20 protein-coding genes are annotated in these 22,381 nt (G+C 72.7%); 15 read left to right on the forward strand and 5 right to left on the reverse strand.

Features of this window, described 5'->3' with window-relative positions:
- The first annotated feature begins 147 nt into the window (after window positions 1-147).
- From KIK06_RS20560 to KIK06_RS20605, 10 genes are all read left to right on the forward strand, one after another.
- Entirely contained in the window at window positions 148-330 is a 183-nt protein-coding gene (locus KIK06_RS20560; RefSeq protein WP_268644741.1) for a thiazolylpeptide-type bacteriocin, read from the forward strand.
- Between the two features lie 189 nt (window positions 331-519).
- The gene (locus KIK06_RS20565; RefSeq protein ID WP_268644742.1) at window positions 520-702 is read left to right on the forward strand and encodes a thiazolylpeptide-type bacteriocin; all 183 of its coding nucleotides are present in this window, start codon (window positions 520-522) and stop codon (window positions 700-702) included.
- An 85-nt stretch (window positions 703-787) separates the two neighbouring features.
- Entirely contained in the window at window positions 788-1,687 is a 900-nt protein-coding gene (locus KIK06_RS20570) for an ABC transporter ATP-binding protein (RefSeq protein WP_268644743.1), read from the forward strand.
- Window positions 1,684-2,523: an ABC transporter permease gene (locus KIK06_RS20575; protein WP_268644744.1), complete on the forward strand. Its 840-nt coding sequence runs from the start codon at window positions 1,684-1,686 to the stop codon at window positions 2,521-2,523. The genes KIK06_RS20570 and KIK06_RS20575 overlap by 4 nt, the downstream gene beginning before the upstream one ends.
- A complete protein-coding gene (locus tag KIK06_RS20580) occupies window positions 2,520-5,186 on the forward strand; it encodes a lantibiotic dehydratase (protein WP_268644745.1) in 2,667 nt (888 codons plus the stop codon). The genes KIK06_RS20575 and KIK06_RS20580 overlap by 4 nt, the downstream gene beginning before the upstream one ends.
- Window positions 5,183-6,319 carry a lantibiotic dehydratase C-terminal domain-containing protein gene (locus KIK06_RS20585; protein WP_040691311.1) on the forward strand — a complete coding sequence of 379 codons (1,137 nt, stop codon included), beginning with the start codon at window positions 5,183-5,185 and terminating at the stop codon, window positions 6,317-6,319. Before KIK06_RS20580 ends, KIK06_RS20585 begins: the two co-directional genes overlap by 4 nt.
- Window positions 6,312-7,931 carry a hypothetical protein gene (locus KIK06_RS20590; RefSeq protein ID WP_268644746.1) on the forward strand — a complete coding sequence of 540 codons (1,620 nt, stop codon included), beginning with the start codon at window positions 6,312-6,314 and terminating at the stop codon, window positions 7,929-7,931. Before KIK06_RS20585 ends, KIK06_RS20590 begins: the two co-directional genes overlap by 8 nt.
- Window positions 7,922-9,718: a TOMM precursor leader peptide-binding protein gene (locus tag KIK06_RS20595; RefSeq protein ID WP_268644747.1), complete on the forward strand. Its 1,797-nt coding sequence runs from the start codon at window positions 7,922-7,924 to the stop codon at window positions 9,716-9,718. Before KIK06_RS20590 ends, KIK06_RS20595 begins: the two co-directional genes overlap by 10 nt.
- A complete protein-coding gene (locus tag KIK06_RS20600; RefSeq protein ID WP_327084657.1) occupies window positions 9,715-11,046 on the forward strand; it encodes a hypothetical protein in 1,332 nt (443 codons plus the stop codon). The genes KIK06_RS20595 and KIK06_RS20600 overlap by 4 nt, the downstream gene beginning before the upstream one ends.
- Window positions 11,043-12,728, forward strand: a complete 1,686-nt coding sequence (locus KIK06_RS20605; RefSeq protein WP_268644749.1) for a thiopeptide-type bacteriocin biosynthesis protein — start codon at window positions 11,043-11,045, stop codon at window positions 12,726-12,728. The genes KIK06_RS20600 and KIK06_RS20605 overlap by 4 nt, the downstream gene beginning before the upstream one ends.
- A gap of 20 nt (window positions 12,729-12,748) precedes the next feature.
- On the opposite strand, the gene KIK06_RS20610 is transcribed toward KIK06_RS20605, so the two are convergent.
- Entirely contained in the window at window positions 12,749-13,354 is a 606-nt protein-coding gene (locus KIK06_RS20610) for a suppressor of fused domain protein (RefSeq protein ID WP_268644750.1), read from the reverse strand.
- A 97-nt stretch (window positions 13,355-13,451) separates the two neighbouring features.
- Between KIK06_RS20610 and KIK06_RS20615 the strand changes: the two genes are divergently transcribed.
- The 3 genes from KIK06_RS20615 (at window position 13,452) to KIK06_RS20625 (ending at window position 16,748) form a co-directional block, all read left to right on the forward strand.
- Window positions 13,452-14,027: a TetR/AcrR family transcriptional regulator gene (locus KIK06_RS20615; RefSeq protein WP_268644751.1), complete on the forward strand. Its 576-nt coding sequence runs from the start codon at window positions 13,452-13,454 to the stop codon at window positions 14,025-14,027.
- 19 nt (window positions 14,028-14,046) lie between these two features.
- Complete coding sequence (locus KIK06_RS20620) at window positions 14,047-14,655, forward strand: DUF4865 family protein (protein ID WP_268644752.1); 609 nt, start codon at window positions 14,047-14,049, stop codon at window positions 14,653-14,655.
- A 269-nt stretch (window positions 14,656-14,924) separates the two neighbouring features.
- On the forward strand, window positions 14,925-16,748 hold the full coding sequence (locus KIK06_RS20625; RefSeq protein ID WP_268644753.1) for an acyl-CoA dehydrogenase: 1,824 nt from the start codon (window positions 14,925-14,927) through the stop codon (window positions 16,746-16,748).
- Between the two features lie 73 nt (window positions 16,749-16,821).
- Here KIK06_RS20625 and KIK06_RS20630 read toward each other — a convergent pair whose 3' ends face one another.
- From KIK06_RS20630 to KIK06_RS20640, 3 genes are read right to left on the reverse strand one after another with little or no spacing between them, the layout of a single operon-like run.
- Entirely contained in the window at window positions 16,822-17,226 is a 405-nt protein-coding gene (locus tag KIK06_RS20630) for a PIN domain nuclease (protein ID WP_268644754.1), read from the reverse strand.
- Window positions 17,223-17,444 (reverse strand): type II toxin-antitoxin system VapB family antitoxin, encoded by a 222-nt coding sequence (vapB, locus tag KIK06_RS20635; RefSeq protein WP_268644755.1) that lies wholly within the window; start codon window positions 17,442-17,444, stop codon window positions 17,223-17,225. Before vapB ends, KIK06_RS20630 begins: the two co-directional genes overlap by 4 nt.
- Before the next feature lie 47 nt (window positions 17,445-17,491).
- Window positions 17,492-18,772 carry an MFS transporter gene (locus KIK06_RS20640; protein WP_268644756.1) on the reverse strand — a complete coding sequence of 427 codons (1,281 nt, stop codon included), beginning with the start codon at window positions 18,770-18,772 and terminating at the stop codon, window positions 17,492-17,494.
- A gap of 572 nt (window positions 18,773-19,344) precedes the next feature.
- On the opposite strand from KIK06_RS20640, the gene KIK06_RS20645 reads away from it, so the two are divergent.
- Both KIK06_RS20645 and KIK06_RS20650 read left to right on the forward strand, forming a co-directional pair.
- Complete coding sequence (locus tag KIK06_RS20645; protein WP_017601281.1) at window positions 19,345-19,725, forward strand: hypothetical protein; 381 nt, start codon at window positions 19,345-19,347, stop codon at window positions 19,723-19,725.
- Window positions 19,726-19,865: 140 nt separating this feature from the next.
- Window positions 19,866-20,915 (forward strand): aldo/keto reductase, encoded by a 1,050-nt coding sequence (locus KIK06_RS20650; RefSeq protein WP_268644757.1) that lies wholly within the window; start codon window positions 19,866-19,868, stop codon window positions 20,913-20,915.
- A gap of 69 nt (window positions 20,916-20,984) precedes the next feature.
- Here the strand turns inward: KIK06_RS20650 and KIK06_RS20655 are convergent, their stop codons facing one another.
- The gene (locus KIK06_RS20655) at window positions 20,985-22,229 is read right to left on the reverse strand and encodes a hypothetical protein (protein WP_268644758.1); all 1,245 of its coding nucleotides are present in this window, start codon (window positions 22,227-22,229) and stop codon (window positions 20,985-20,987) included.
- Window positions 22,230-22,381: the final 152 nt, after the last annotated feature.

Raw genomic sequence — 22,381 nt, forward strand, 5'->3', positions numbered from 1 at the left:
CCTCCGGATCCGCGCTCCGTCCGCGGATGTGAACCGGGGACCACACCCGGAAAAACATCCAAAAGACCCCGTGTCCCGCTGGTTGGACATGTGCTATTTTCGCTTCCGCCCGGGGGCCAGAGAAGAACTCCGAACGAAGAGGACGATATGCCCCATTCGGCGGCACCAGAGATCGACCTGCCCGAACTGGATTTCGACGACATGGAGGTCATGAGCGTCCGCGAGGCGGTCGCCGTCCCCGAGACCGGCGCCACCAGCGGAAGCTCCAGCTGCACCTCCACCTCCTGCTGCGGCAGCAGCAGCTGCTGCTCCGGCGGCTCCTGCGGCTGAACCCCCCGACCGTCCCGCCCCACACACGCCACCAGGAGTGAACCCCCACCGATTCACGCGACATTCTCTGATCAAAGCGTGAATCGTTTCGGACGTACTCAAGTCGTGGGTGCGCCGGACACATAACCGGTACACCCATTTCGTGGAGTACACACACAACACCCCGACAACTCCAGAAGAAGGTGTTCGATGGCCACGCAGGAATCCCCCACGATCGACCTGCCCGACCTGGACTTCGACGACATGGAGGTCATGAGCGTCCGCGAGGCGGTCGCCGTCCCCGAGACCGGCGCCACCAGCGGAAGCTCCAGCTGCACCTCCACCTCCTGCTGCGGCAGCAGCAGCTGCTGCTCCTCGGGGTCGTGCGGCTGACTCCCCTCCCGGGCGGCTCCCCCCTGCCCCCGGCGGGGCCGCCCCCCACACACACGCCCGTCTCCACGAACACCGAGGGCCGTACGTGCACGCGATCAACGCCATCGACATCACCAAGGACTACGGGAGGGGCCGGGTCCTCCACGGGGTCACCTACCAGGTGCCCGCCGGGCGGATCGCCGCCCTGCTCGGCCCCAACGGAGCCGGGAAGACGACCCTGATCGAGATCCTGGAGGGGCACCGGGGCCGGACGTCCGGCCGGTTGTCGGTGCTCGGCCTGGACCCGGGCGACCGCCGCGACTTCGCGCGGCTGCGCCGCCGGATCAGCGTGGTCCTCCAGCAGACGATGCTGGAGCCGGGACTGTCCGTCCGTGACGTCCTGCGCCGCCACGCCTCCTACTACCCCGACCCCCTCGGCGTCGACGAGGTCCTCGAACAGGTCGACCTCACCGAGAAGCGCGGCGCCCTGGTCAAGTCGCTCTCCGGCGGCATGCGCCGCCGCCTGGACCTGGCCCTGGCCCTGACCGGCCGCCCCGAACTGCTGTTCCTGGACGAGCCCACCACCGGCCTGGACCCCGTGTCCCGCCGCCGCATCCACGCCCTCGTCTGCGGACTGCGCGACAGCGGCACCACCGTGGTCCTCACCTCGCACGACCTGGTCGAGGTCCAGGAACTCGCCGACCGCGTGGACGTCATCCGCGACGGGGAGTTCATCGCCTCGGGGTCCCCCGAGGAGCTCGTCCGCGGCGCGGCGGCGTCCACCGTCGTGGAGTTCGCCGCCCCCGAGGGCGTCGACGGCCGCCTGCCCGAGGGGGCCTCCCTCGTCGACGGCCGTGTCCGCATCCGCACCGACGACCAGGACGCCGTGGTGCGGCGGGTCCAGGAGTGGGCCGAGCGGGAGCGGACCGAGATCACCGGCCTGACGATCGTCCCGCCCAGCCTGGACGACGCCTACGTCGCGATGCTGGAGGGCGGCGAGAAATGACCACCGCGACACAACGCCGTCCGAGCAGCTTCCTCCTGCATGTGGACAGCGAGCTCAAGGAGTTCTGGCGCTCCCCCATCACCCTGGCCTTCATCGTGCTGATGCCGGTCATGTTCTACGTCGGGTTCGGGTTGGCCTTCCGCTCCCAGGCCGACGCGGTGCGCGTGGTCGGCGAGCACGAGATCACCCAGGCCAACCTGAGCTACGGCGGTGTCCTCGGCTTCGCCCTCATGTCGGTCGCCTTCGCCAACGTGGCGATCGGACTGGCCATCCGCCGCCACCACGGCCTGTTCAAACGCTTCCGCACCACGCCGGTCAGCCCGGCGACCGTGATGGGCGCCTACCTGGTGAACACCCTGCTCACCGCCGTGATCGTGCTCGTGGTGGTCACCCTGATCGGCCTCCTGGGCATGGGTGTGACCCCGGATCCGGCCCGGCTGCCCCAGCTGCTCGCGGCCCTCCTGCTCGGCTTCGTGTGCCTGGCCCCGCTGGGTGCGGCCCTCTCGTTGCTCCCGCCGAACGCCGACGCCGCCGTCCCCATGGTCAACGGCGTCTTCTTCCCCACCGCGTTCCTGGCCGGAGGATTCATCATCCTTCCCCTGGGCGACACCGTGGGCGCGGTCGTGGACCTACTGCCGGGCCGCCCCCTGACGATCCTCATCCAGGGCGCGCTCGCCGAGTCCGGCCCCGTCTGGGACTGGCCGTCGGTGTGGCTGCTGCTCGCCTGGTCGGCGGGGGGCACGGTGGTGGCGCTGCGCTGGTTCCGCTGGGCGTCCGAGCGCGAGCCGCGCGGATTCGGATCGGGCAGGCGCGGGGCCGCCGGAGGCGAGGAGTGAGCGCTTCCGGCATCGACTGCGTGGAGGGCCCCTACCTGGTCTCCCGTGTGAACCTGTTCCCCTACCGGCCGCTGCGCGCCCCCGGCCCCTCGGTGTCGGCGGACCGCGTCCTGCTGCTGGCCCTCGCCGAGGAGGAGCGGCGGCGGGACGGCCTCCGGACGCGGTTGGTCGACGAACTGCACCGGGTCGCCCCCGGACTGGAGACCGAGCGGCACCGCCGGGAGGCGCTGTCCGTCAAGCGCGACGTGTTCAACGACCGTCCGCCCCGCTCGAGTCAGCCGCTCTCCGAGGGCCCCCTCCTCGAACGGGTGCCGCTCCTGGCCGCGTGGTCGGAGAGCTGGGCGGCCACCGCGCGGGCCGTGGAGCGCCTCGACTCCGCGCACGCCGACGCCCTGGTGGCCGAGCGCGCCGTGCTCGCCGCGTGGGCGCGCGATCCCTCCGTGGACCGGAGCACGGCGCTGTCCAGCCCGGACCTGCACCGGGCGGTGGCCGCGCGCGCCGCCGCGGACGGGCCGCCGGACAAACGGGCGCGCAAGGCCGAGGCGGCGCTGGTCCGGTACTTCTCGCGGTCGACGGTGAAGGTCAGCCCCTACTCCCTCTACACCGGGGTCCACTTCGACGACCTGGAGCACCCGGTGTCGGCGGACCGCGACGGCGAGCCGCTGCGCCTCTCGACCAGGGCCGACCTGCGCCGGCTCCTGCCCCGGCAGGCGGCCCGGGTGCTGGCCGCCGACCCCGAGGCCCGGTCGGGCCTGGAGTGGGTGCTCACCGGTAGCGCGCGCCGTGAGGGCCAGCGGCTGGTCCTGCGCCGCAAGCGCTGGTCGCCGCCCGTAGCCGGGCTGCGCGCGGAGGCCTTCGGCGAGGAGGAGGTCCGCCTCCCGATGACCGGTGTGTGGGGTCGGCTGCTCGGTTCCCTCCAGGCGCGCGCCCGCGTCCCGGTCCGATTGGACGGGTTGCGCGAGGGCCTCGCCGAGGACCTGCGCTGCGCTCCGGAGTACGCGATGAACCTGCTGGACCGGCTCATCCGGGAGGGGATCCTGGTCCCGTGGGCCCCGTCCGCCGAACAGTCCCCGCACTTCGCCCGGGACTGGCACGACCTGGCGAAACGGCTGCCGGGGGCGGCCGCGGCCAGGGTGGCCGCGGCGTTCCGGAGCACCGAGGAGGTGCTCGACGGCTTCGGAGCGGCCGACGGCACGGAGCGGGCACGCGGGATCCTCCGCCTCCAGCGGTCGTGGTCGGACGCCCTCGGTGAGCCGGGCACGGCCACCGCACCGGTGGTGGAGGACTGCCTCGTGTCGCACGGGGCGCCCGTCCCCCGGTCGTGGACCCGCGCCTGGTCGTCGGACCTGCGCCGGCTGATGCCGCTGCTGTTCGCGCTGGACGACCAGCGGGTGCTGTCGGGCGCCTTGGAGAGCGTGTTCACGGCCCGCTACGGCCGGGGCGGCCGGTGCGCCGACCTGGACGAGTTCGCCGAACAGGCGCGCGCGGCCTTCCCCCTGACGCAGCGCCTGATGTCCGACGGAGCCGGGGCCGGGGAGACCGACCCCGACGGCGCGCTGTCCGCGCTGCTGGCGGCCCGGCGGCGCGCGGTGGAGTACCTCACCGCGCTGACGCGGGAGGACGCCGAGTCCGTCGAGGTGGACCCGGGGGTCGTGGACGAGATCGCCGAGCTCCTGCCGGAGCGGGAGTTCGCGGCACCGAGGTCCTTCGCGGTCTTCGGCCACCCCGACCGGGGCCGCCTCGTCCTCAACCACGTGTACGGAGGTCGCGCACGCTACTTCAGCCGGTTCCTCGCCGACCTCCCCGACGACGTCCGCGCCCGCGTGGCCGCCCACGTCCGGCGCCTGGCCCCGGAGGGTTCGGTCACCGTGCACATGAGGTCCGCCCTGGGGTTCAACGCCAACCTGTCACCGCTGCTGGCCGACGGGGAACTGGCCCTGCGCGACGAGCCGACCCTCGCCGACGGCCCCTCCACCCGCGACCTGGAACTGGTCCACACCCCGAACGGCCTGCGGCTCGTCCTCGCCTCGACCGGCCAGGAGATCGACCCCGTCTACACGGGGTTCCTCGTGCCGCACGCGCTGCCCTACGACGAGATGCTCGTGGCCATGGTGGCGGACTCGCCGTTCTTCTCGTTCGGCGACCTCTCCCTGGACCTGCACGACCGCCGACACGAACACGGGTCAGCGGCCGGAGGCCGTCCGTCGGGGGGCGCGACACCGCGGATCTCCTTCGGCGACGTGCTGCTGTTCCGCCGCCGCTGGGCCGTGGACGCGTCCTGCCTGCGGGCGGAGCCGGGCGAGTCGGCCGAGGCGCTGTACCGCCGGGTCAACACGGAGCGGCTGTCCCGCGGCATCCCCGACCAGGTGTTCGCGCGCCCGCTCCAGGGCGCCCGGCTCGGCCCCCTGGAGCGCGCCATGGCGCCCAAGCCCCAGCACGTCGACTTCCTGAGCAGGCTGCACACGGCCACCGCGGCCAAACGACTGGCCCACCTGGGTCCGACCCTGATGGTGGAGGAGTTCCTGCCGAGCCCCGAGGACGGTGGTCTGAGGGGACCGGACGGGCGCCACGCCACCGAGGTGTTCCTCGAACTCTCCGCCGTCCCCCGGCCCCCGTCCCCTCCGATGCCCGATCCCCCAGGCGAAGCGAGGCTGCTCCCTTGACCGTCGGACTCCGAGTGACCTACTACGACAGCGACAAGAGCGCGCTCCTGGGAGAGTGCCTCGTCCCGACCGCCCGGCGGATCGCGGCCCAGGCGGGTATCGACTCCGCGTGGCTCCACCTGCACTGGCGGCTGGGCCCGCACTGCGTGCTCTACCTCGACGGCGACCCCGTGCCGGTGGCGGAGGCGGCCGGGTGCGCCGCGGCCGACGTCGAGGAGTTCCTGGAGCGCAACCCCTCGACGCACGCCCTCGACCCCGGTCGGTACGCGGCGTTCTCCGAACGGATGGGCCGCATGGAACTGGTGGAGCCGCCCTACGCACCCCTGGAACCGGACAACTCCGTCCGGTGGCTGCGGGACGATCCGGTCGACACGTTCCTGCGCGGCCCCGAGGCGGTCGCGCTCAAGGGCCGGGTGTTGACCGACGGGCTCTCCCGCGTGGCCGACCGGGTCGACGGCCGGGCCGCGGTCCCGCACGTGTTCGCCGGGATGGCGGCGATCGCCTCCCGCTACCCCGAGTGGGGGCTGCGCTCCGGGTACCAGGCGTTCCTCTCACACTGGAAGGAGTACTTCCACTGGTCCGATCCGGAAGGGACGGCCCAGGAACGGCTCGCCGCCGCCTACCGGGACCAGCGCGAGGGGCTGGTCACCGCCCTGCGCGCGGTGCACGAGGGCACCACGGACGACCCGTCCGCGCTGTCCTGGCTCGACTGGACCCGGCGCTGGCTGCCCGAGGCGACCGCGCTCGCCGAGGAAGGGCACATCCTGCCGTTCCCGCACCCGGACCGCCTCGACGCGGCGGCCCGGTTCGGGGACGCGACGCGGGTGCGCTGGAGCGGGTCGGACGAACGTTCCTACAGCGACTTCCACCAGGAATTCAGGAAACTGGACTTCACCAGGCTCGGCGACGGACACGGGTTCGCGGCGTTCCGGTTCGTGATCAACTGCTTCTTCGACCTGCTGCCCCTCATGGGGGTGACGCCGGTTCAGCGGTACTCCGTCGCCTACCTGCTCACCGAAGCCGCACAGGAGGTGGTCGGCGAGACCTGGGAACAGACCGTGGCCAGGGTCGTCGCCCACCAGCAGAGCGACCCCGAGCTGAGGCCGACCCTCCCGTGGGTGGGCGATGACTGACCACACGGTTCCCACACGCCTCAAGAGCGCCGTCCGTGCCCGGTCCCTCGCGGAGGAGGGCGTCGCCGTGAGCATGGGCGCGACCGCCGTCGTCATCCGCGGGGCCCAGGCCGACACCGTGTGGCGGGCCCTGGAACCCACGCTGCGCACGGGTTTCGTCCGCGGCGCCCTGACCGCCCGGTTCCCCGCCCGGGGACGGCCCTTCCTCGAGGGCATGCTCGACCAGTTGGAGGAGCACGGCTTCCTGCGCGAGGTGGAGGAGGAGGCCGACCTCGCCGAGTCGGACCGCGCCGCCTTCGCCCACCTGGAGGCGATGACCCGGCGACCGTTCGCGGCGCTGCGTTTCCTGCACCGGAGCACGGTCCTGGTCCGCGCCTCCTGCCCCCGGCTGAGGTCGGAGGTCCACCGCGCGCTGGAGCGCGCGGGCTTCCGCTCCGTGCGAACCGAGCCCGGATCCGACGACGCGACCCCGCTGACCACGCGTCTCCTCGTCCCGGGGCACGGGGAGGCCCTGCACCTCATCGCGTCCGGCGAGGGCGTGTGGCTGTCCGGCCCCCGCACCACCTCCGCCACCCCCGACCTGGTCGAACGTGTCCAGGACTGGTGTCGGTACCGGGCCCCGGAGCGGAACCGCCCCCCGCTGGAGGAGGCCGCGCTGGGGATCACCCGCTCCCTCGTCGCCGCCCAGCTGGCCCTGGCACTGGTCGCCCACGTGGCGCGCTGCGCGAACGGCCCGCAGGACTCCCCCGCGGAACCCGGCCCGGGAGAGGTCCCCGAGTCGGACCCGGAGTTCATGGTGACCACCGACGACCTGGTCAGCGAACCGCACCCCTTCGTCGCCCCTCCCGCGCTGGACCCGGTACGCACCACGCCCTTCGCCCCCGGGGGCCTCGACGGCACGCCCCCCGCCGAGGCCCCCGACCAGCTGGACGCGGTCGCGCACCTGTGGGACCGGGTGTTCGGTCCGGTGGGAGCCCCCCTCCCCGGCGACCTTCCCCAGCTCCCCGTGGGCCTGGCCCGGGTGGAGCGCTCCGACCTCGTCGGCTGCGGACTCACCACCGCGCAGGCCAGGGTGGACGCCCTGCTCGGCGGTCTGCACGCCACCGCGTGGCGGCACCGCCCGCGGGAGGGCGGAGACGGCGGACGCGGGCTCGGGCTGACACCGCTCGCCGCGGTCGGCGCGGCCGTCGGGGACCTGGTCCTGACCGACCGGGCGGACGCGTGGAAGGACGTCGAGCCACCCTCCCTGTCCGCCCCCGCGCGTCGGCTGTGGGCGGCGCTGACCCTGCGCTTCGGGGTCTCGGCCCGGCTCCGGGTCCGCGCGTGGGAGGGGTTGTGGCTCACCACGCTCCTCACCCCGCAGGACGTCCTCCTCGGGGCCGCGACGGCGGCCGACCCCGACGCGTGTGTGCGGGAGGCTCTGCTCCGAGCCGTGGCCGGGGCCCAGGCCACCCACGGCTCCGTGGTCCGGAGCGCGGCCCGGACCGACCCGGCCACCGCCTCACTCGCCCGGTGGTGCCGGGAGACGGGGCTGGTCCGGGTGGAGGAGCCGGACGGCGCCCGGGACTGGCGGCGGCACGGTGTGTTCGCGGCGGTGGCCCGATGGTCGTGACCGCGCGCGTCCCCCGCCCGACCGGGGCCACGATGGCCGAACCGCACGCCACCCGCGTCGGCGGGGGCGTGCTGTACACCGGCATGAACGGCGCCCTCGCGGTCCTCGGCCCCTGGACACCCGCCGGAGGCACGGGATGCGCCCGCTGCGCGGGACTGTGGCGGCGCGACGTGGAGGGCGGTGTCGACCCCGACCGGGCCGCCGCCGACCCGGCCCTGTTCGCCCTGTGGTCGGACGCCTTCGCCCGCCTGGCCGACGCCGCCCTCGCCGGACCCGAGGAGCTGCGGCTCGCGCTGGTCGCGCTGGACTGCCGTACCGGGGAGGTGACCCGGCACCGGTTCGTCCCCCATCCGCACTGCGCGTCCTGCTTCCCCGACGGGGCCGGGCTCTCCCCTCCCGGGACGCTCGACCCCCGCACCCCCCAGCCGACCGTCGGCGACGCACTCCGCACCCGCGCCGTGGACCGGACCGACCTGCGCGAACGGCTGCTCGACTTCCGGTTCGGCCCGGCCGCGCACGTCTACCGCGACGAGGAGTCACCGCTGCCCCTCGTCACCTGCGAGACCGTCGCCCCCGGACACTCCACGCGGGAGGGCGGCTACGGCCGTTCCACCCGGTTCTCCGCCAGCGAGGTCCCCGCCCTCCTCGAGGGCGTGGAGCGCGTGACGGGAGGCCGCCGGCTGTCCGGCGCGGCGACGGTGACCGGCTCCTACAGCCAGCTCGCCGACGACGCCGTGGACCCCGAACGGCTCGGCCCGCACGAACCCGGGTGGTACGGCCACCCCGCCTTCGACCTCGTCCCGTACACACCGGACACCCCCACGACCTGGGTGTGGGGGTGGTCCACCCTGGAGCGGCGCCGGGTCCTGGTGCCCGAACACGTGGCGTACTGGCACGCCGGAGACCACGGGACCCGCTTCCTCTACGAGTCCTCCAACGGGTGCGCGGTCGGCTCCTCCCTGGAGGAGGCCGTCATGTACGGCCTGTTCGAGGTGGTGGAACGGGACGCGTTCCTGCTCGCCTGGTATTCGCGCACCCGGCTGCGGGAGGTGGATGTGCGCCGGAACCCCGACCTCGCCCACCTGCTGGACCTGTTGGACGAGCGCCGCCTGACCCTGCGCATCCTCGACCTCACCTCCGACCTGGGCGTCCCGACCGCGCTGGCCACGGTGACCGCCCTGGAGGAGGACGTCCGCGAAGGCCGGGCGCCCGCGCTCAGCCTCGCCACCGGCGCGCACCCCGACCCCCGCCGCGCACTCATGGCGGCGGTCGAGGAGACCGTCACCAACGCGCTCATGTACCCGAAGTGGGTGCGGATGCGGCCGTCGGTGAACGTGGAGCGCTGCCGCCCCATGCTCGACGACTTCACCCTGGTCCGGACCCTGGAGGACCACACCGGCATGCACGGCCTGTGGGAGGCCCGACCGCACTGGGAGTTCCTGGACGCACCCACGGGCACCGTGTCGGAGGAGGAGTTCCGGGCGGGACACCCCTCCTCGTTCGCCGGCGCCGACCTCACCGCCGTGCTCGGCGCCCGCCTGGCCCGGATGCACGACCTCGGTCTGGACGTCGTGGTGGTGGACCAGAGCAGCGCGCCCTACGTGGCGGCCGCGGGGGTGCGGTCGGTGAAGGTGATCGTCCCGGGCGCGCTGCCGATGACCTTCGGCCACACCCACCGGCGGACCCGCTCCCTGGAGCGGCTCACCCGCGCGCACACGCTGTTCGAGGGAGGAGTCCCATGGGAGAGCCCCGGCACGATCCACCCGGTTCCGCACCCGTTCCCGTGACCGACGACCTCGCCCCCGTCCTGGCGGCGTTCCACGCGCAGTCGCACGGCAAGGACGTCGCCCAGCCGGAGACACTGTTCTCCGGACCGGTCCTGTCCAGCGGTCCGACCGACGGCGCCGGGGAACCGCCCCTCACGCTCCCCGCCCTGGAGCCGCTGCGCGGTCTGGCCGCCGCCGGCCCCCCGCTCGGCGGCCCCTGGTCCCCCGTACAGCGGATGCTCGCCGCGAGCGTGGAGGCGGTGCGGGTGCGCAGGCTGTCGGCCGCCGACCGCTACCCCGTGCACCGCGCCTACCCCTCCCCCCGCGGGCTGTTCGGCGCCGACGTGTTCGTCTTGCCCGCCGGGCGCGGCTCCGGCTGCCTACGGGTGGACCCCCAGTCGCACGCGCTCCACCCGGTGGCGGGGGCCCGCCTCCCCGACGACCCGGAGACCGCCCTGGCCGGTGCCCACCTGGTCGTCGCGGTGGACCACCGGCGCTATCCGCCCGAGTACGGCCGGCTGCGACCGTCGCTGGCCTTGTTGGAGGGCGGCCACCTGGCGGCGACGCTCGGGCTCACCCTGACCCGCGCGGGTCTGCGCCCCCGGACGCGCCTGGGGCCCGCGGCCGCGCCCCTGCCCGACGGGCTCCTCCCCTGCGCCCGCGTCACCCTCGGCACGGACGGTGACGAGGACGGCCCCTCACTACGGCCCGAGGCGGTGGCCCGGGCCTCGGAGACGGCCGCCCCGACCGGAACACACCTGCGCGGCTGGTTGGACGACCGCACCAGCGGCGTCTCCACCGCCAACCTCGTGACCAGCGCACACGTCTCACCCGAACGCGGCTCCACGATCACGGACGCCCTCACCGCGGCCCTCGGCGCGGCGCGGTCGGTGGCCCCCGGCCCCGACTCCCTGAAGCTGTACCAGCAGACACTGGCGGACGGCCGGATCGACGACCGCACCGCACGCGAGCTGGGCCCCGACGGGGCCCGGCACCCCGGGCGGCCCGTCCCCCGGACCGACGCGACCCCCTTCTCCTCCTCCCTCGGCTTCACCCTGGCCGTGGACTTCATCCCGTGGGCCCGCGCCCACGGACCCCACGCGGAAACCGTCCTGCACACCCTCCTCGGCTGGATCGCCCAGTGGGGCTGTCTGGGCGCCGCCGCCACCGGGCTGTGCGCCCGCCCCATGCGCAACTACGAGGAGGCGGAGTGGGCCGCCGCGCTCGGGTTCGCCCCCGACCAGACCCCCGCCTACCAACTGTGGGTGCGGGCCGAACGCGGCGCCTACATGGACGTCCCCGTCGACGCCGCCCCACCGACCCCCGGTCACGGAGGGAGCACACCATGACGCGCGCCTGGACGGCCGTGTACGTCCACCTGCACCGCGACCGCGACCGCATCGACGCGTTCCTGCTCGACCGCCTGGCCCCCCGAGCGGAGGAACTGGTGTCCGCGGGACTCGCGCGCGCCTGGTTCTTCCTGCGGTACTGGGACGGCGGGCCCCACCTTCGGGTGCGGTTCCTGGACGCGGACGCCGACGCCGTCCGGGCGTTCGCCGAACACATGCGTACCGCGGCGAAGGAGACCGCCGGGGACGCGATCGAGCTGAGCAGCGCCGACTACTACGCGAGACTGCCCCGGGCCGACCCGGACCGCTGGCACGACGACGGCGACGTGGTCGACGCGGTCTACGCGCCGGAGACCGAGCGCTACGGCGGCCCCGAGGCCCTGGAGGTGTGCGAGGACTTCTTCTGCGTCAGCACGAGGATCAGCCTGGCGGTGCTGCGCGCCGCGCCCCGGCCGGACCAGCGGCTGGTGGTCGCCGCCGACCTGACGGCGCTGGCCTTCGGCGTGCTCGGGTTCTCCGACGTGGAGGCCGTCGGACAGGCCCGGGGCTACTACTTCGGGTGGGACTACTCCGCCGAGGTCGCCCGGGGCGACGACCGGGCGCGCGAGGCGGCCGAGCGGCTCTTCCACTCCGCCCCGTCGCGGTGGTCGGGGCGGCGCGACCAGGTGGAGCGGCTGGTCGCCGCCGAGGGCGACTCCACCCACCACCTGTGGCACCGGGCGCTGCGGGAGACCGTGACGCGCCTCCGGGGCATGGAGCTCACCAACGACCTCACCCGCGTCGTGTGGTCCCTGCTGCACATGACCCACAACCGTCTCGGACTGGACATCGAGGACGAGCGCCTGCTCGCCTGGCTGCTGTCCCTCTCCTATCCGCGCCGGGAGCCGCCCGGCGACTACTTCTCCCCCGAGACGACCGCCCCGGACCGGGTGTACGCGGAGGCGAGCAAGTACCGGGCGGCGACGATCGGCGGTGAGCACCTGCCCCGCCCGGTGCCGCCGGAGCGGCCCCTCCCGCCCACCCCGGGCGCCCCCGTGGTCGACCTTCCCGGACCCGGTCCGCTCACGGCCGAGCTGGGGGAGGTCCTGGCGCGCAGGTCGAGCGCGCACGGGGACTACGGCTCCCACCTGGCCCTGACCGACCTCTCCCGCCTCCTCGCCCACTCCGCCGGGCTGAGCCCGGCCCGCGCCGACGAGACCGGCCGCCGCCTCCCCCCTCGCAACCACCCCAGTCCGGGCGCGGCCTACGCCACCGAGGTCCACGTGGTGGCCCGGCACGTGGCCGGTCTGGCGCCCGGCACGTACCGCTACCTGGCCGAGGAACACGCCCTGCTCCGGACCGACGGCCCCCATGGGACGGAGCGCCTGGTGGGGCTGTCCCCCTTCCTCCGGAGAGAGGCCGACGGGCGCCCCGGGGCCGTGGCCGACACGGTCGGGGCCCTCGTGGTCCTGGTGGGAGACGTGGGAAGACTGCGTGCGGGCTACGGGCAGCGCGCCCTGCGCCTCCTCCTCCAGGAGGCCGGGCACGTCGCGCAGAACCTGACGCTGTGCGCCACGGCGCTGGGGCTGCGGAGCCTGGTGGTGTCCGGGTTCGCCGACGACGCGGTCAACGCCCTCCTCCACGTGGACGGCCTCGACCGGACGGCGCTCACCCTCGTCCCCGTCGGCGCGCCGGACCGCTGAGGGCGCGGTGGCCCGTCGGCTCAGAGGCGGACCGGCTCGCGACCGGGGTCCGTGAGCAGCTTCGGGTCGCGGTCGCGCAGGAGGGCGACGAGCGGGGCGGCCGTCCCCGCCTCCTGCGCGTGCGCGCCCTCGTCGGCGGTCAGACCCACGAGCTGGAAGAACATGACCAGCCCGTTCTCCGTCTGCATGGCGCGGACCTCGACGTCGGGGACGATGACCAGCGAGGTCATGTCGCCGTTCGAGGGCTCCCCTCCCAGCGGCGAGGGCGTGACGATCCAGTGGCCGACGTCCAGGTCGCTGCCCGCGAGGAAGTGGTCGGCCAGCGCGTGCAGGACGCGCAGGATCCAGGCGGGCACGGAGCGGTCGTCGGGGTCGCGCGGGATCCGGCAGGTGAACTCGAACCCCGCGCCGGAGATCCGCTTCTCCTCGCTGGTCTTCTCGCCCAGTTCCGTCAGGCCGAAGCCCACCAGGAGCCAGTGCCCCTCCAGGGGGTAGGCGAGGACGCCGTCCAAGCCCTCCCCGCCCTGACCGTCCGCGGCGAACTGGATGGTGAGGGGCTGGACGTCGGGGTACGTCCGCGCCCACTCCTCGTAGATCCGGGTGAGCCCGGGCAGCATCTCCAGCATGGTGTCGTGGCTCCCCACATCAGGTGTTCGTGCACGTCCGAGCATAGGAGCACAACGGGCGGAACATTCTGTACCTACTGGTATGTACAGTGTGGGCGTGAACACAGCGGAACGACTCATCGAGAGCACCCGGGAGCTCCTGTGGGAGCGCGGATACGTCGGCACCAGCCCGCGGGCCGTCCTCGAACGGGCCGGAGCCGGGCAGGGCAGCATGTACCACCACTTCCGGGGCAAACGGGAGCTGGCGCTGGCCGCCATCCGCCGGACCGCCGAGGATCTGCGCGAGCGCGCGGAGGAGCAGTTCGGCGGACCGGGCACCGCGCTCGATCGGATCACGGCGTACATGCGGCGCGAGCGCGACGTCCTCAGGGGCTGCCCGGTCGGCCGGCTGACCCAGGACCCGGACGTGATGGCCGACGCCGAGCTGCGCGCCCCGGTGGACGACACCCTCCGGTGGCTGCGCGGCCGCCTGGCCGAGGTCGTGGCGGAGGGACGCGACCGGGGCGAGCTGGACCCGGCGACGAACCCGGATCTGATCGCCGCCGCACTGGTCGCCGCCCTGCAGGGCGGCTACGTCCTCGCTCGCGCGGCGGACTCGACGGAACCGTTCCACCAGGCTGTGGCGGGCGTGCTCACCCTCCTGGCCGACCGCTCCACGACCGGCTCCGACTGACCCCGAAGGAGATCTCCCCGTGTACGCCAAGCAGTACGAGATCACCCTGCCCGTCGACCACGACATGAGCACGATCCGCGCCCGTGTGGCGGCGGCCGGGCCGATCCTCGACGACCACGCCGGGCTGGGGCTCAAGGCCTACCTCATCCGGGAGCGCGGCGTCGGCGGCTCTCCCGTCAACCAGTACGCGCCGTTCTACCTGTGGAACGACGTGGGCGCGATGGCCGAGTTCGTCGTCGGCGGGGGCGGGTTCCAGAACGTCATCCGTGACTTCGGCCGTCCCGTCGTCCACCACTGGACCGGCGTGGCCCGCGAGAGCGGCCCCGCGCGCGACTCGGCCCCCCGGTGGGCCACCCGGCGGCTGACCGACGTTCCGACCGGTTCCGGCACGGACGGCCTGGGCACCGCGGAGGCCGTCCGCCGGGAGATCGACGCCCTGCGCGAGCTTGCCCGGCACGACGGCGTGCACACCGCGGCACTCGCCGTCGACCCCGGGCGCTGGAGCCTCGTACGGTTCGTCCTGTGGCGGGACGCGCCGGGCGAGCCGGACGGGGCCGCCGAGCGGTACGAGGTCCTCCACCTGTCCGCCCCGCACCTGGACGACCTGCCCGAGGGCCGCGCCTGGTGATCCCGGGAGGCGGTGCCGATCAGCGGTGACGCCACCCGCTAGCGTTACCCCGACGCCGCGCCGGACCCCGCTCGGGAGCGGTTCCACTACCCTCCGCGACGGTCGATCTCCCACTCCTGACCTGCGACGGCGCCACACATCACTCGCCCGTACGCCAGATGTGCCTTCCCCCACTGGCGCACGGTGCTACTGGGTAGTAACATTGACTTGTTACTAGTCGGTAGATCCGCGTGTACAGACACCGCGGCCGGGACACAGCGGAGCTGTCCATGACGCATTACAAGAGCAACCTGCGCGACATCGAGTTCAACCTGTTCGAGGTGTTCAAGCGCCAGGACGTGCTGGGCAAGGGTCCGTTCGAGGAACTCGACGAGGACACCGCCCGTACCATCCTCGACGAGATCAACCGGCTCGCCACCGGTGTCGTCGCCGAGTCCTTCGAGGACGCCGACCGCAACCCGCCGGTCTTCGACCCGAAGACCAACACGGTCACCATCCCCGAGAGCCTGAAGAAGTCCTACCAGGCCTACATGGACGCCGGCTGGTACAACCTCGACCTCTCCCCCGAGCTCGGCGGCCTCGGCGCCCCCCGTTCCCTGGTGTGGTCCGCGGCCGAGCTCATCCTCGGCGCCAACCCCTCCATCCACATGTACTCGGCGGGCCCGGGCTTCGCGAGCATCCTCCACTCCGAGGGCAACGAGAAGCAGAAGGAGTTCGCCAAGCTCGCGATCGAACGCGGCTGGGGCGCCACCATGGTGCTGACCGAGCCGGACGCCGGCTCCGACGTCGGCGCCGGGCGCACCAAGGCGGTCGACCAGGGCGACGGCACCTGGCACATCGAGGGCGTCAAGCGCTTCATCACCTCGGCCGAGCAGGACATGACCGAGAACATCTTCCACCTGGTGCTCGCGCGCCCCGAGGGCGCGGGCCCCGGCACCAAGGGTCTCTCGCTCTTCCTGGTTCCGAAGTACCTGGTCAACGAGGACGGCTCCCTCGGTGAGCGCAACGGCGCCTACGTGACCAACGTCGAGCACAAGATGGGCCTGAAGGCCTCCACCACCTGCGAGCTGACCTTCGGCGACAAGCACCCCGCCATCGGCTACCTCGTCGGCGACAGGCACGACGGCATCCGCCAGATGTTCCTCATCATCGAGTACGCGCGCATGATGGTCGGGACGAAGGCGATCGCCACCCTCTCCACCGGCTACCTCAACGCCCTGGAGTACGCCAAGGAGCGCAAGCAGGGCTCCGACCTGACCGCCGGCGGCGACAAGAACGCCCCCAAGGTCACCATCACGCACCACCCCGACGTGCGCCGCAGCCTCATGACGCAGAAGTCCTACGTCGAGGCCATGCGCTCCCTCGTCCTGTACACCGCCACCCAGCAGGACGCGATCCAGATCGCTCAGGCGGCCGGTGAGGACGTCAAGGAGCTGGAGGCGATGAACGACCTCCTGCTGCCGATCGTCAAGGGCGTGGGCTCCGAGCGCTCCTACGCGCTGCTGGCCGAGTCCCTCCAGACCCTGGGCGGCTCCGGGTACCTCCAGGAGTACCCGATCGAGCAGTACATCCGCGACGCCAAGATCGACACCCTCTACGAGGGCACCACCGCGATCCAGGCGCAGGACTTCTTCTTCCGCAAGATCGTGAAGAACGGCGGCGCCGCCATCGGCAAGCTCGCCGCCGAGATCAAGGGCTTCGCCCAGAGCGAGGCGGGCAACGGCCAGCTGAAGGAGGAGCGCGGGCTGCTCCTGGAGGCGGTCGAGCACGTCGAGAAGATCGTCGAGATCATGATCGGCCACACGATGGGTGCGGCCGAGGAGCCCCGCGAGCTGTACAAGGTGGGCCTGAACTCCACCCGCCTGCTCATGGCCTTCGGTGACGTCGTCCTGTCCTGGCTGCTGCTGCGCCAGGCCGAGGTGGCCCTGAACAGCATCGACGGCGCCGAGGGCGCGGACAAGGACTTCTACACCGGCAAGATCGCCGCCGCGCGCTTCTTCGCCGACCAGTTCCTGCCGCGCATCGCCGCCGAGCGCCGGATCGCCGAGGGCGTGAACCTGGAGCTCATGGACGTGCCCGAGTCCGCGTTCTAACGCGTCTCCCACGCCCGAGGGGCGGGGCGGCCGCCGGCCGCCCCGCCCCTCGCGTGTTCCCGGTCCAGGCCGGTCAGGCGAGTCTCGGTCTCTCGACCGGCTGTGCGGTAACCTCGGCGATCAGTTCGAAATCCTTGTCGAGATGGAGCACGGTCAGACCGGCCCGTTCCGCCACCGCCGCGATGAGGAGGTCCGGCACTCCAGGAGCCCGGTGCTGCCCCCGGTCCGCGAGCAGTGCCTGGACCTCGACCGCCCGTTCCTCCATGGCGGGGGTGACGTACTCGACCGGCATCGCCGAGAGCGGAGGCCGGCCGAGGTGGTTCCTCAACTCCCCGCCGGACCGCGCGGAGAAACCCACCTCCAGTCTGGTCACCGTGGAGATCCGTACCAGGCCCCTCTCGATGCGCGCGGCCCACTCCCGCGCGTCCGGACTGGTTCCCAGCCGAACCAGGGCGGATTTGTCGATCAACCAGGTCATTCCCACGCCCGTTTCATGACTTCCGGATCCCCGAGGTCTGAGAAAGCCTCGGCGAAGCGCGACAGGTCGTCCTCCGTCACCGAGGTGCCAGCGCTTCTCGCCGTCCGCTCCAGAGAGCGTCTCAGGTACTCGCTGCGCGACAGTCCGTGTCTCTTGGCGTCCGCGTCGATCGCGCTCAGGACACTGTCCGGCACGTTGCGGATCAGGACATCGGCCATACGATCACCTCCAAGTGATATCTCATGATATCATCCGGGGGTCGAGCTCACCGACGCCGCAGGACGAGGCGCCAGAGAACCACGGTCGCGCAGAGCGTGGTCAGGCAGATGGGCACGAACGCCCACTGGAAGGAGGTCGGCGACTCGGGCAGGACCTGGAGCACGGCCCCGGCCAGGACGGTGCACAGCACGGCGGTGGAGAAGCCCGCCATGTTCACCAGACCGGAGGCGACACCGGTGCGGCTGACCGGGATACCGTCCCGGGCGAAGTCGAAGGAGACCGTCGGCGCCAGCGTCTGCCCCAGCGCGGTCAGCGCCAGGACCGCGATCCCCGCACCCGCCGGCGCCCCACCCGGCCACAGCACCAGGAGCAGCAGCCCCGCGCTCAGCGACGTGCCCAGGGCCAGTCCGAGCCACACGCGCGCGTTCGGCCAGCGGCCGATGACGACACCCGCGAACGGCGCGATCCACAGCCCCCCGGCGGCCAGGCCCGTGAGCGTGAGCGCGGCGGCCCCCTCGGACAATCCCAGGCCGCCCACGAGGAACGGATACCCCCACAGCACCATCATCATCGTGAACGGCGCCATGACGGCCGCGTGGTGTGCCATCCCGATCCGCGGACCGCGCGCCCGCAGCGCCTCTCCGAGCGCCGCCCAGACGGGCATCGGCTCGGCCACGGTGGACCTGCCGGCCGCCCCCGCGGGGCGGTCCCGCACGATCAGCAGCACCAGCACGGCCATGAGCGCCGTGAGCCCGGCCGTGGCGAGGAAGGCGGCCACCCAGCCCATGCCCTCCAGCGCCCACGCCAGCGGCGCGACGCTGGCCACCTGACCGGTCCCCCCGACCACTCCGGTGAGGCCGCTGACGAGCGCGTAGCGCTCGCGGGGGAACCAGAGGGCGGCCAGGCGGATGACGTTGAGGAAGACGAGGGCGTCTCCGAGTCCGATGAGGAACCGGCCGGCGACGGCCGCCTCCACCCCGGGCGCGAGCGCGAACAGACACGCTCCGCCGACCATCGCGCCCATCCCGATCACGAGGGCGTAGCGCGGACCGAGCCGGTCGGCCAGCAGCCCGGAGGGCACCTGGAGGAGGACGTACACGAGGAGCTGCAGCATCGGCAGCAGGGACAGCAGGGCGGGGCCGACGTCGAACCTCTCCTGCGCCTCCAGCGCGGCGACACCGAGGCCGTTGCGGTGCAGCATCGCCAGGAAGTAGCCGCCGACGGCGACGCCCCAGACGAGCCAGGCGCGGGCGCCGCCCGCCGGTTCGGAGGGGACGGAACCCGGACGAGTCGCGATCGGGTCACCGGATGTATTGGTCTGTGTCACTGCGCGGCTTCTCTCCTCGTTCGACCCGTTCCAGTGTCCTCCAGCCGCGCGACCACCCCATACACCGGGGTCACCGGGGGCGCAAAACGGGCATGGAGGCACGTGAACCCCCGACGGCGGAAGGCACAAGACCCGGCCCGACCCGGGTAAAGGACTCCTCACCTGCGTAAAGTCACTGTGGGTGAAGCAATGACGCCTAGTAGTCGCAAAAGCGGGTGATCACCGCGACAGCGAGAACGAGACTCCGCATCTCTTTCAGCTTCGAAAACTCTCAGACTTATGTTCGAAATAGGCATCCTCAACTGGTGGTTCTCTCAAACTCCAAGCTGATACCCATTCGTTAATTGTGAGATTGGTCACTCCCAAAAGCCTCGACCACGGAGGGTCGATTGCTGCTAGCATCCGGAGCGCAAAGAATAACTACGAGGTAACGACACGGTTCACGCCTCACCAACTTTGTGGAGGGAACCCGCTCACGCGACAGCGGCGGCGGCGCCCCTCGAACCGCGGCTCGTGGTCGCGACAAGCGCACACGGTCTGCACGCGGTACCCGACACACACTGGAGACGACCTTGAGTCACTGGCGCCTGAACAACCCCCGGGCCTCCCGGGCGAAGTCGGCCCTCGCCAGGCGAGTCAAGCACAAGCCTCGCCACGCCTTCTGTGCCGAGCGCGCGATCACCGCGCTCCTGGGCGAGCTCGCGTCCCTGACTCCCCGGCAGCTCTACTGGTCCGGAACGTCCGAGATGGCCGTCGTGTCGGTCCAGCGTGACGTCAACGTCTGGTGCCGCGACGGCCGGTTCTTCTGGACCGACCTCTTCCGCGGTGGCGAGACCGTCTCCCACCCCGCGAGCGACCCGGTGGGCGCGGCCGCCCTCCTCAACCCGTTCGCGCGGATCCCCGAGTCCTCCCACCACCACGGCCACGCGCTGGCCGGACTCACCGCCGCCTGATCCACGACGCATCCGCGACGTACGACACCCGTACCCGTACCCGCTCTCGCGGCACGGCGCCCCTCTGTCGCCGATGACGCCTGGAATGTCCTGGTCTGCGAAACTGTCCCCTCAGACGCAGACCGACGAAGGGACATACCGTGGGCACACACGTCGCGAGCGAGGACCGCTACGACTCCGTGGAGTACCGACGCTGCGGCAACAGCGGCCTCCACCTGCCCCGCCTGTCCCTCGGGCTATGGCAGAACTTCGGTGCCGACCGCGACTTCGAGGGCCAGCGCCGCATCCTCCTCCGAGCCTTCGACCTCGGTGTCTTCCACCTCGATCTGGCCAACAACTACGGCCCGCCGCCCGGCAGCGCCGAGGAGAACCTGGGCCGGATCCTCGACCGCGACCTGCGCCCCTACCGCGACGAGCTGGTCATCACCACCAAGGCCGGATACGTCATGGGCCCCGGCCCCCACCTGCGCGGCGGCTCCCGCAAGTACCTGCTGTCCTCCCTCGACCGCTCTCTCCAGCGGATGGGCCTGGACTACGTCGACATCTTCTACAGCCACTGTCCGGACCAGGACACACCGCTGGAGGAGACCATGCTCGCCCTCCACCACGCGGTGGTGTCAGGCCGGGCGATGTACGCGGGCATCTCCTCCTACAGCCCCGCCGCCACGCGCGAGGCCGCGCGGATCATGCGCGAGCTGGGCACACCCCTGGTCGTCCACCAGCCCTCCTACTCCATGCTCAACCGCTGGATCGAGGACGGCCTCCTGGCCGCCGCCGACGACGAGGGCATGGGCGTGGTCGCCTTCTCACCGCTGGCCCAGGGCGTTCTGACCTCCCGCTACCTGGACGGGAGCGTACCCGCCGACTCCCGCGCCGGAGTGGGCCGCCCCAGTTGGAGGAAGAACATGCTCTCCGACACCGTCCTGGAGCGGGCCCGCGCGCTCGACGCCATCGCGGCCGAACGCGGCCAGAGCCTCGCGCAGATGGCGATCTCCTGGGTCCTGCGCGACCAGGGCCCGCGCACGGTGACCACGGCGCTCGTCGGAGCCTCCAGTGTCGAGCAACTCGAACACAACCTGAGCGCGCTGGACGCCCCGGAGTTCACCGACGAGGAGTTGCGGCGTATCGACGCGTGGGCCGTCGAGTCCGATGTCAACATCTGGGCCGGGGCCACGGCCTCCCGCCCCTGACGGTGTTCTCCTCGGCCCCGCCGCGGGCGGCCCGCCGGGATCGGTCGGGCCGCCCGGCCCGGCCCCGCGTCACAGGTCCGTCGGCGGATCGTAGGGGATCTCCTCGTCCAGCAGCCACACCCACTCCGGGCGCCAGCGCGGGTCCCGGGCGGCCATCTCGTCCTGGAGGGAGGGCAGGCTCGGCGGCACCATGTGCCCGTCGAAGCCCGTGGACCGCGCTCCCCACGCGGGCCAGTGGTCGTAGGCGCGCTCAACCGCGACGTCCCCGCCGGCGGCGCGGAGCCGCAGAAAGTACCAGGAGCCGTGCTCGGGGTGCGCCTCCGCCCGGCGCAGCCGCCAGGGCAGCAGCCTGTCCTCCCACGGCTCCGCCAGGACCTCGCCGGAGGTGGTCACCAACCGCGGGAAGCTCAAGCCCCCCTGCTCGCAGGCGACGGTGAAGGTCAGCTCCTCGCCGCGTTCGGCGGCGAGTGAGCGCAGGCTCTCGCGCAGGGTGCGCAGCGGTTCGGTCTCCGGCGGGGTGGGGCGGTCGAGCTCGTGCGCGTCCCGCATGGCGCGCGCCACCAGCGCCTCCCGCTCCCGCTCCTTGAGCAGGCGCGGGCGCCGGGGCTCGGCGGGAGGGGTTCCGGCGGGCAGGGCGCTCCGCCAGGTGAACCAGTCCTCCCCGAGCAGCTCGCGCGCGCGTGCGGGATCCAGGCGGCCGGTGCCGAACAGGTCCCCGAACAGTTCCCAGGCCCGGTCGCCGTCGCCGTCGGCGACGGCGCGCATCAGCCCGGCCGCCACGCTTCGGTCACGGTCGCCCTTCGGCAGGGGGAGGGAGTGGGCGACCAGGTCATCGAGGGTGCCGAAGCTCCCGACGGTGCACAGGCCGTCGTCGACGACGGTGTCGGGGTAGTCCGTGCGCCCCCAGGCTCCGTCCCACCAGCAGAGGAAGGACACGCCCATCTGCTCGTGGCGGTACCGGGCGATATGCGTGTCCAGCCACTCGTGCGGAAGCCAGTCGGGGCCGCCCGCGAGCAGGTCGATCTCCTCGTCGATCGTGCGCTGGCCCAGCGGCTCGTAACCGGTCAGGACCGCCCTGCCGCCCTCCACCCAGGTCAGCCGCCACCAGCAGCCCGACGAGTTGTCGAAGTGCAGGCCGTGCGGGCCGTAGGTGAAGCCCTCGTGGGTGAAGGTGGTCCCCACCGGGTCATAGGTGAACGTCTCGCCCGGGCGCGCTTCGAGGGCGCGGTAGGCGCCGAGTTCGATCACGCCGTGGGCCCAGAGCATTCCGGGCGGCGGCAGGTCCTCGGGGCGAGCGGGCCGGTAGGGGCTCATGGGTCGGTGCGCTCCGGTATCGGGGCCCGCTCGGGTGCGGGCCGGGTCTCGGTCAGACGCACCGCGCGCCGGAACCGGTTCCCCGCGGACCCCACCGGTTCACTGCCTCACCGGCCGGGGCGAGGGTCAGGGGTCCGGGGGCCCGGGCGGAG

The sequence above is a fragment of the Nocardiopsis sp. EMB25 genome (assembly GCF_026797795.1).
Classification (GTDB): domain Bacteria; phylum Actinomycetota; class Actinomycetes; order Streptosporangiales; family Streptosporangiaceae; genus Nocardiopsis; species Nocardiopsis lucentensis.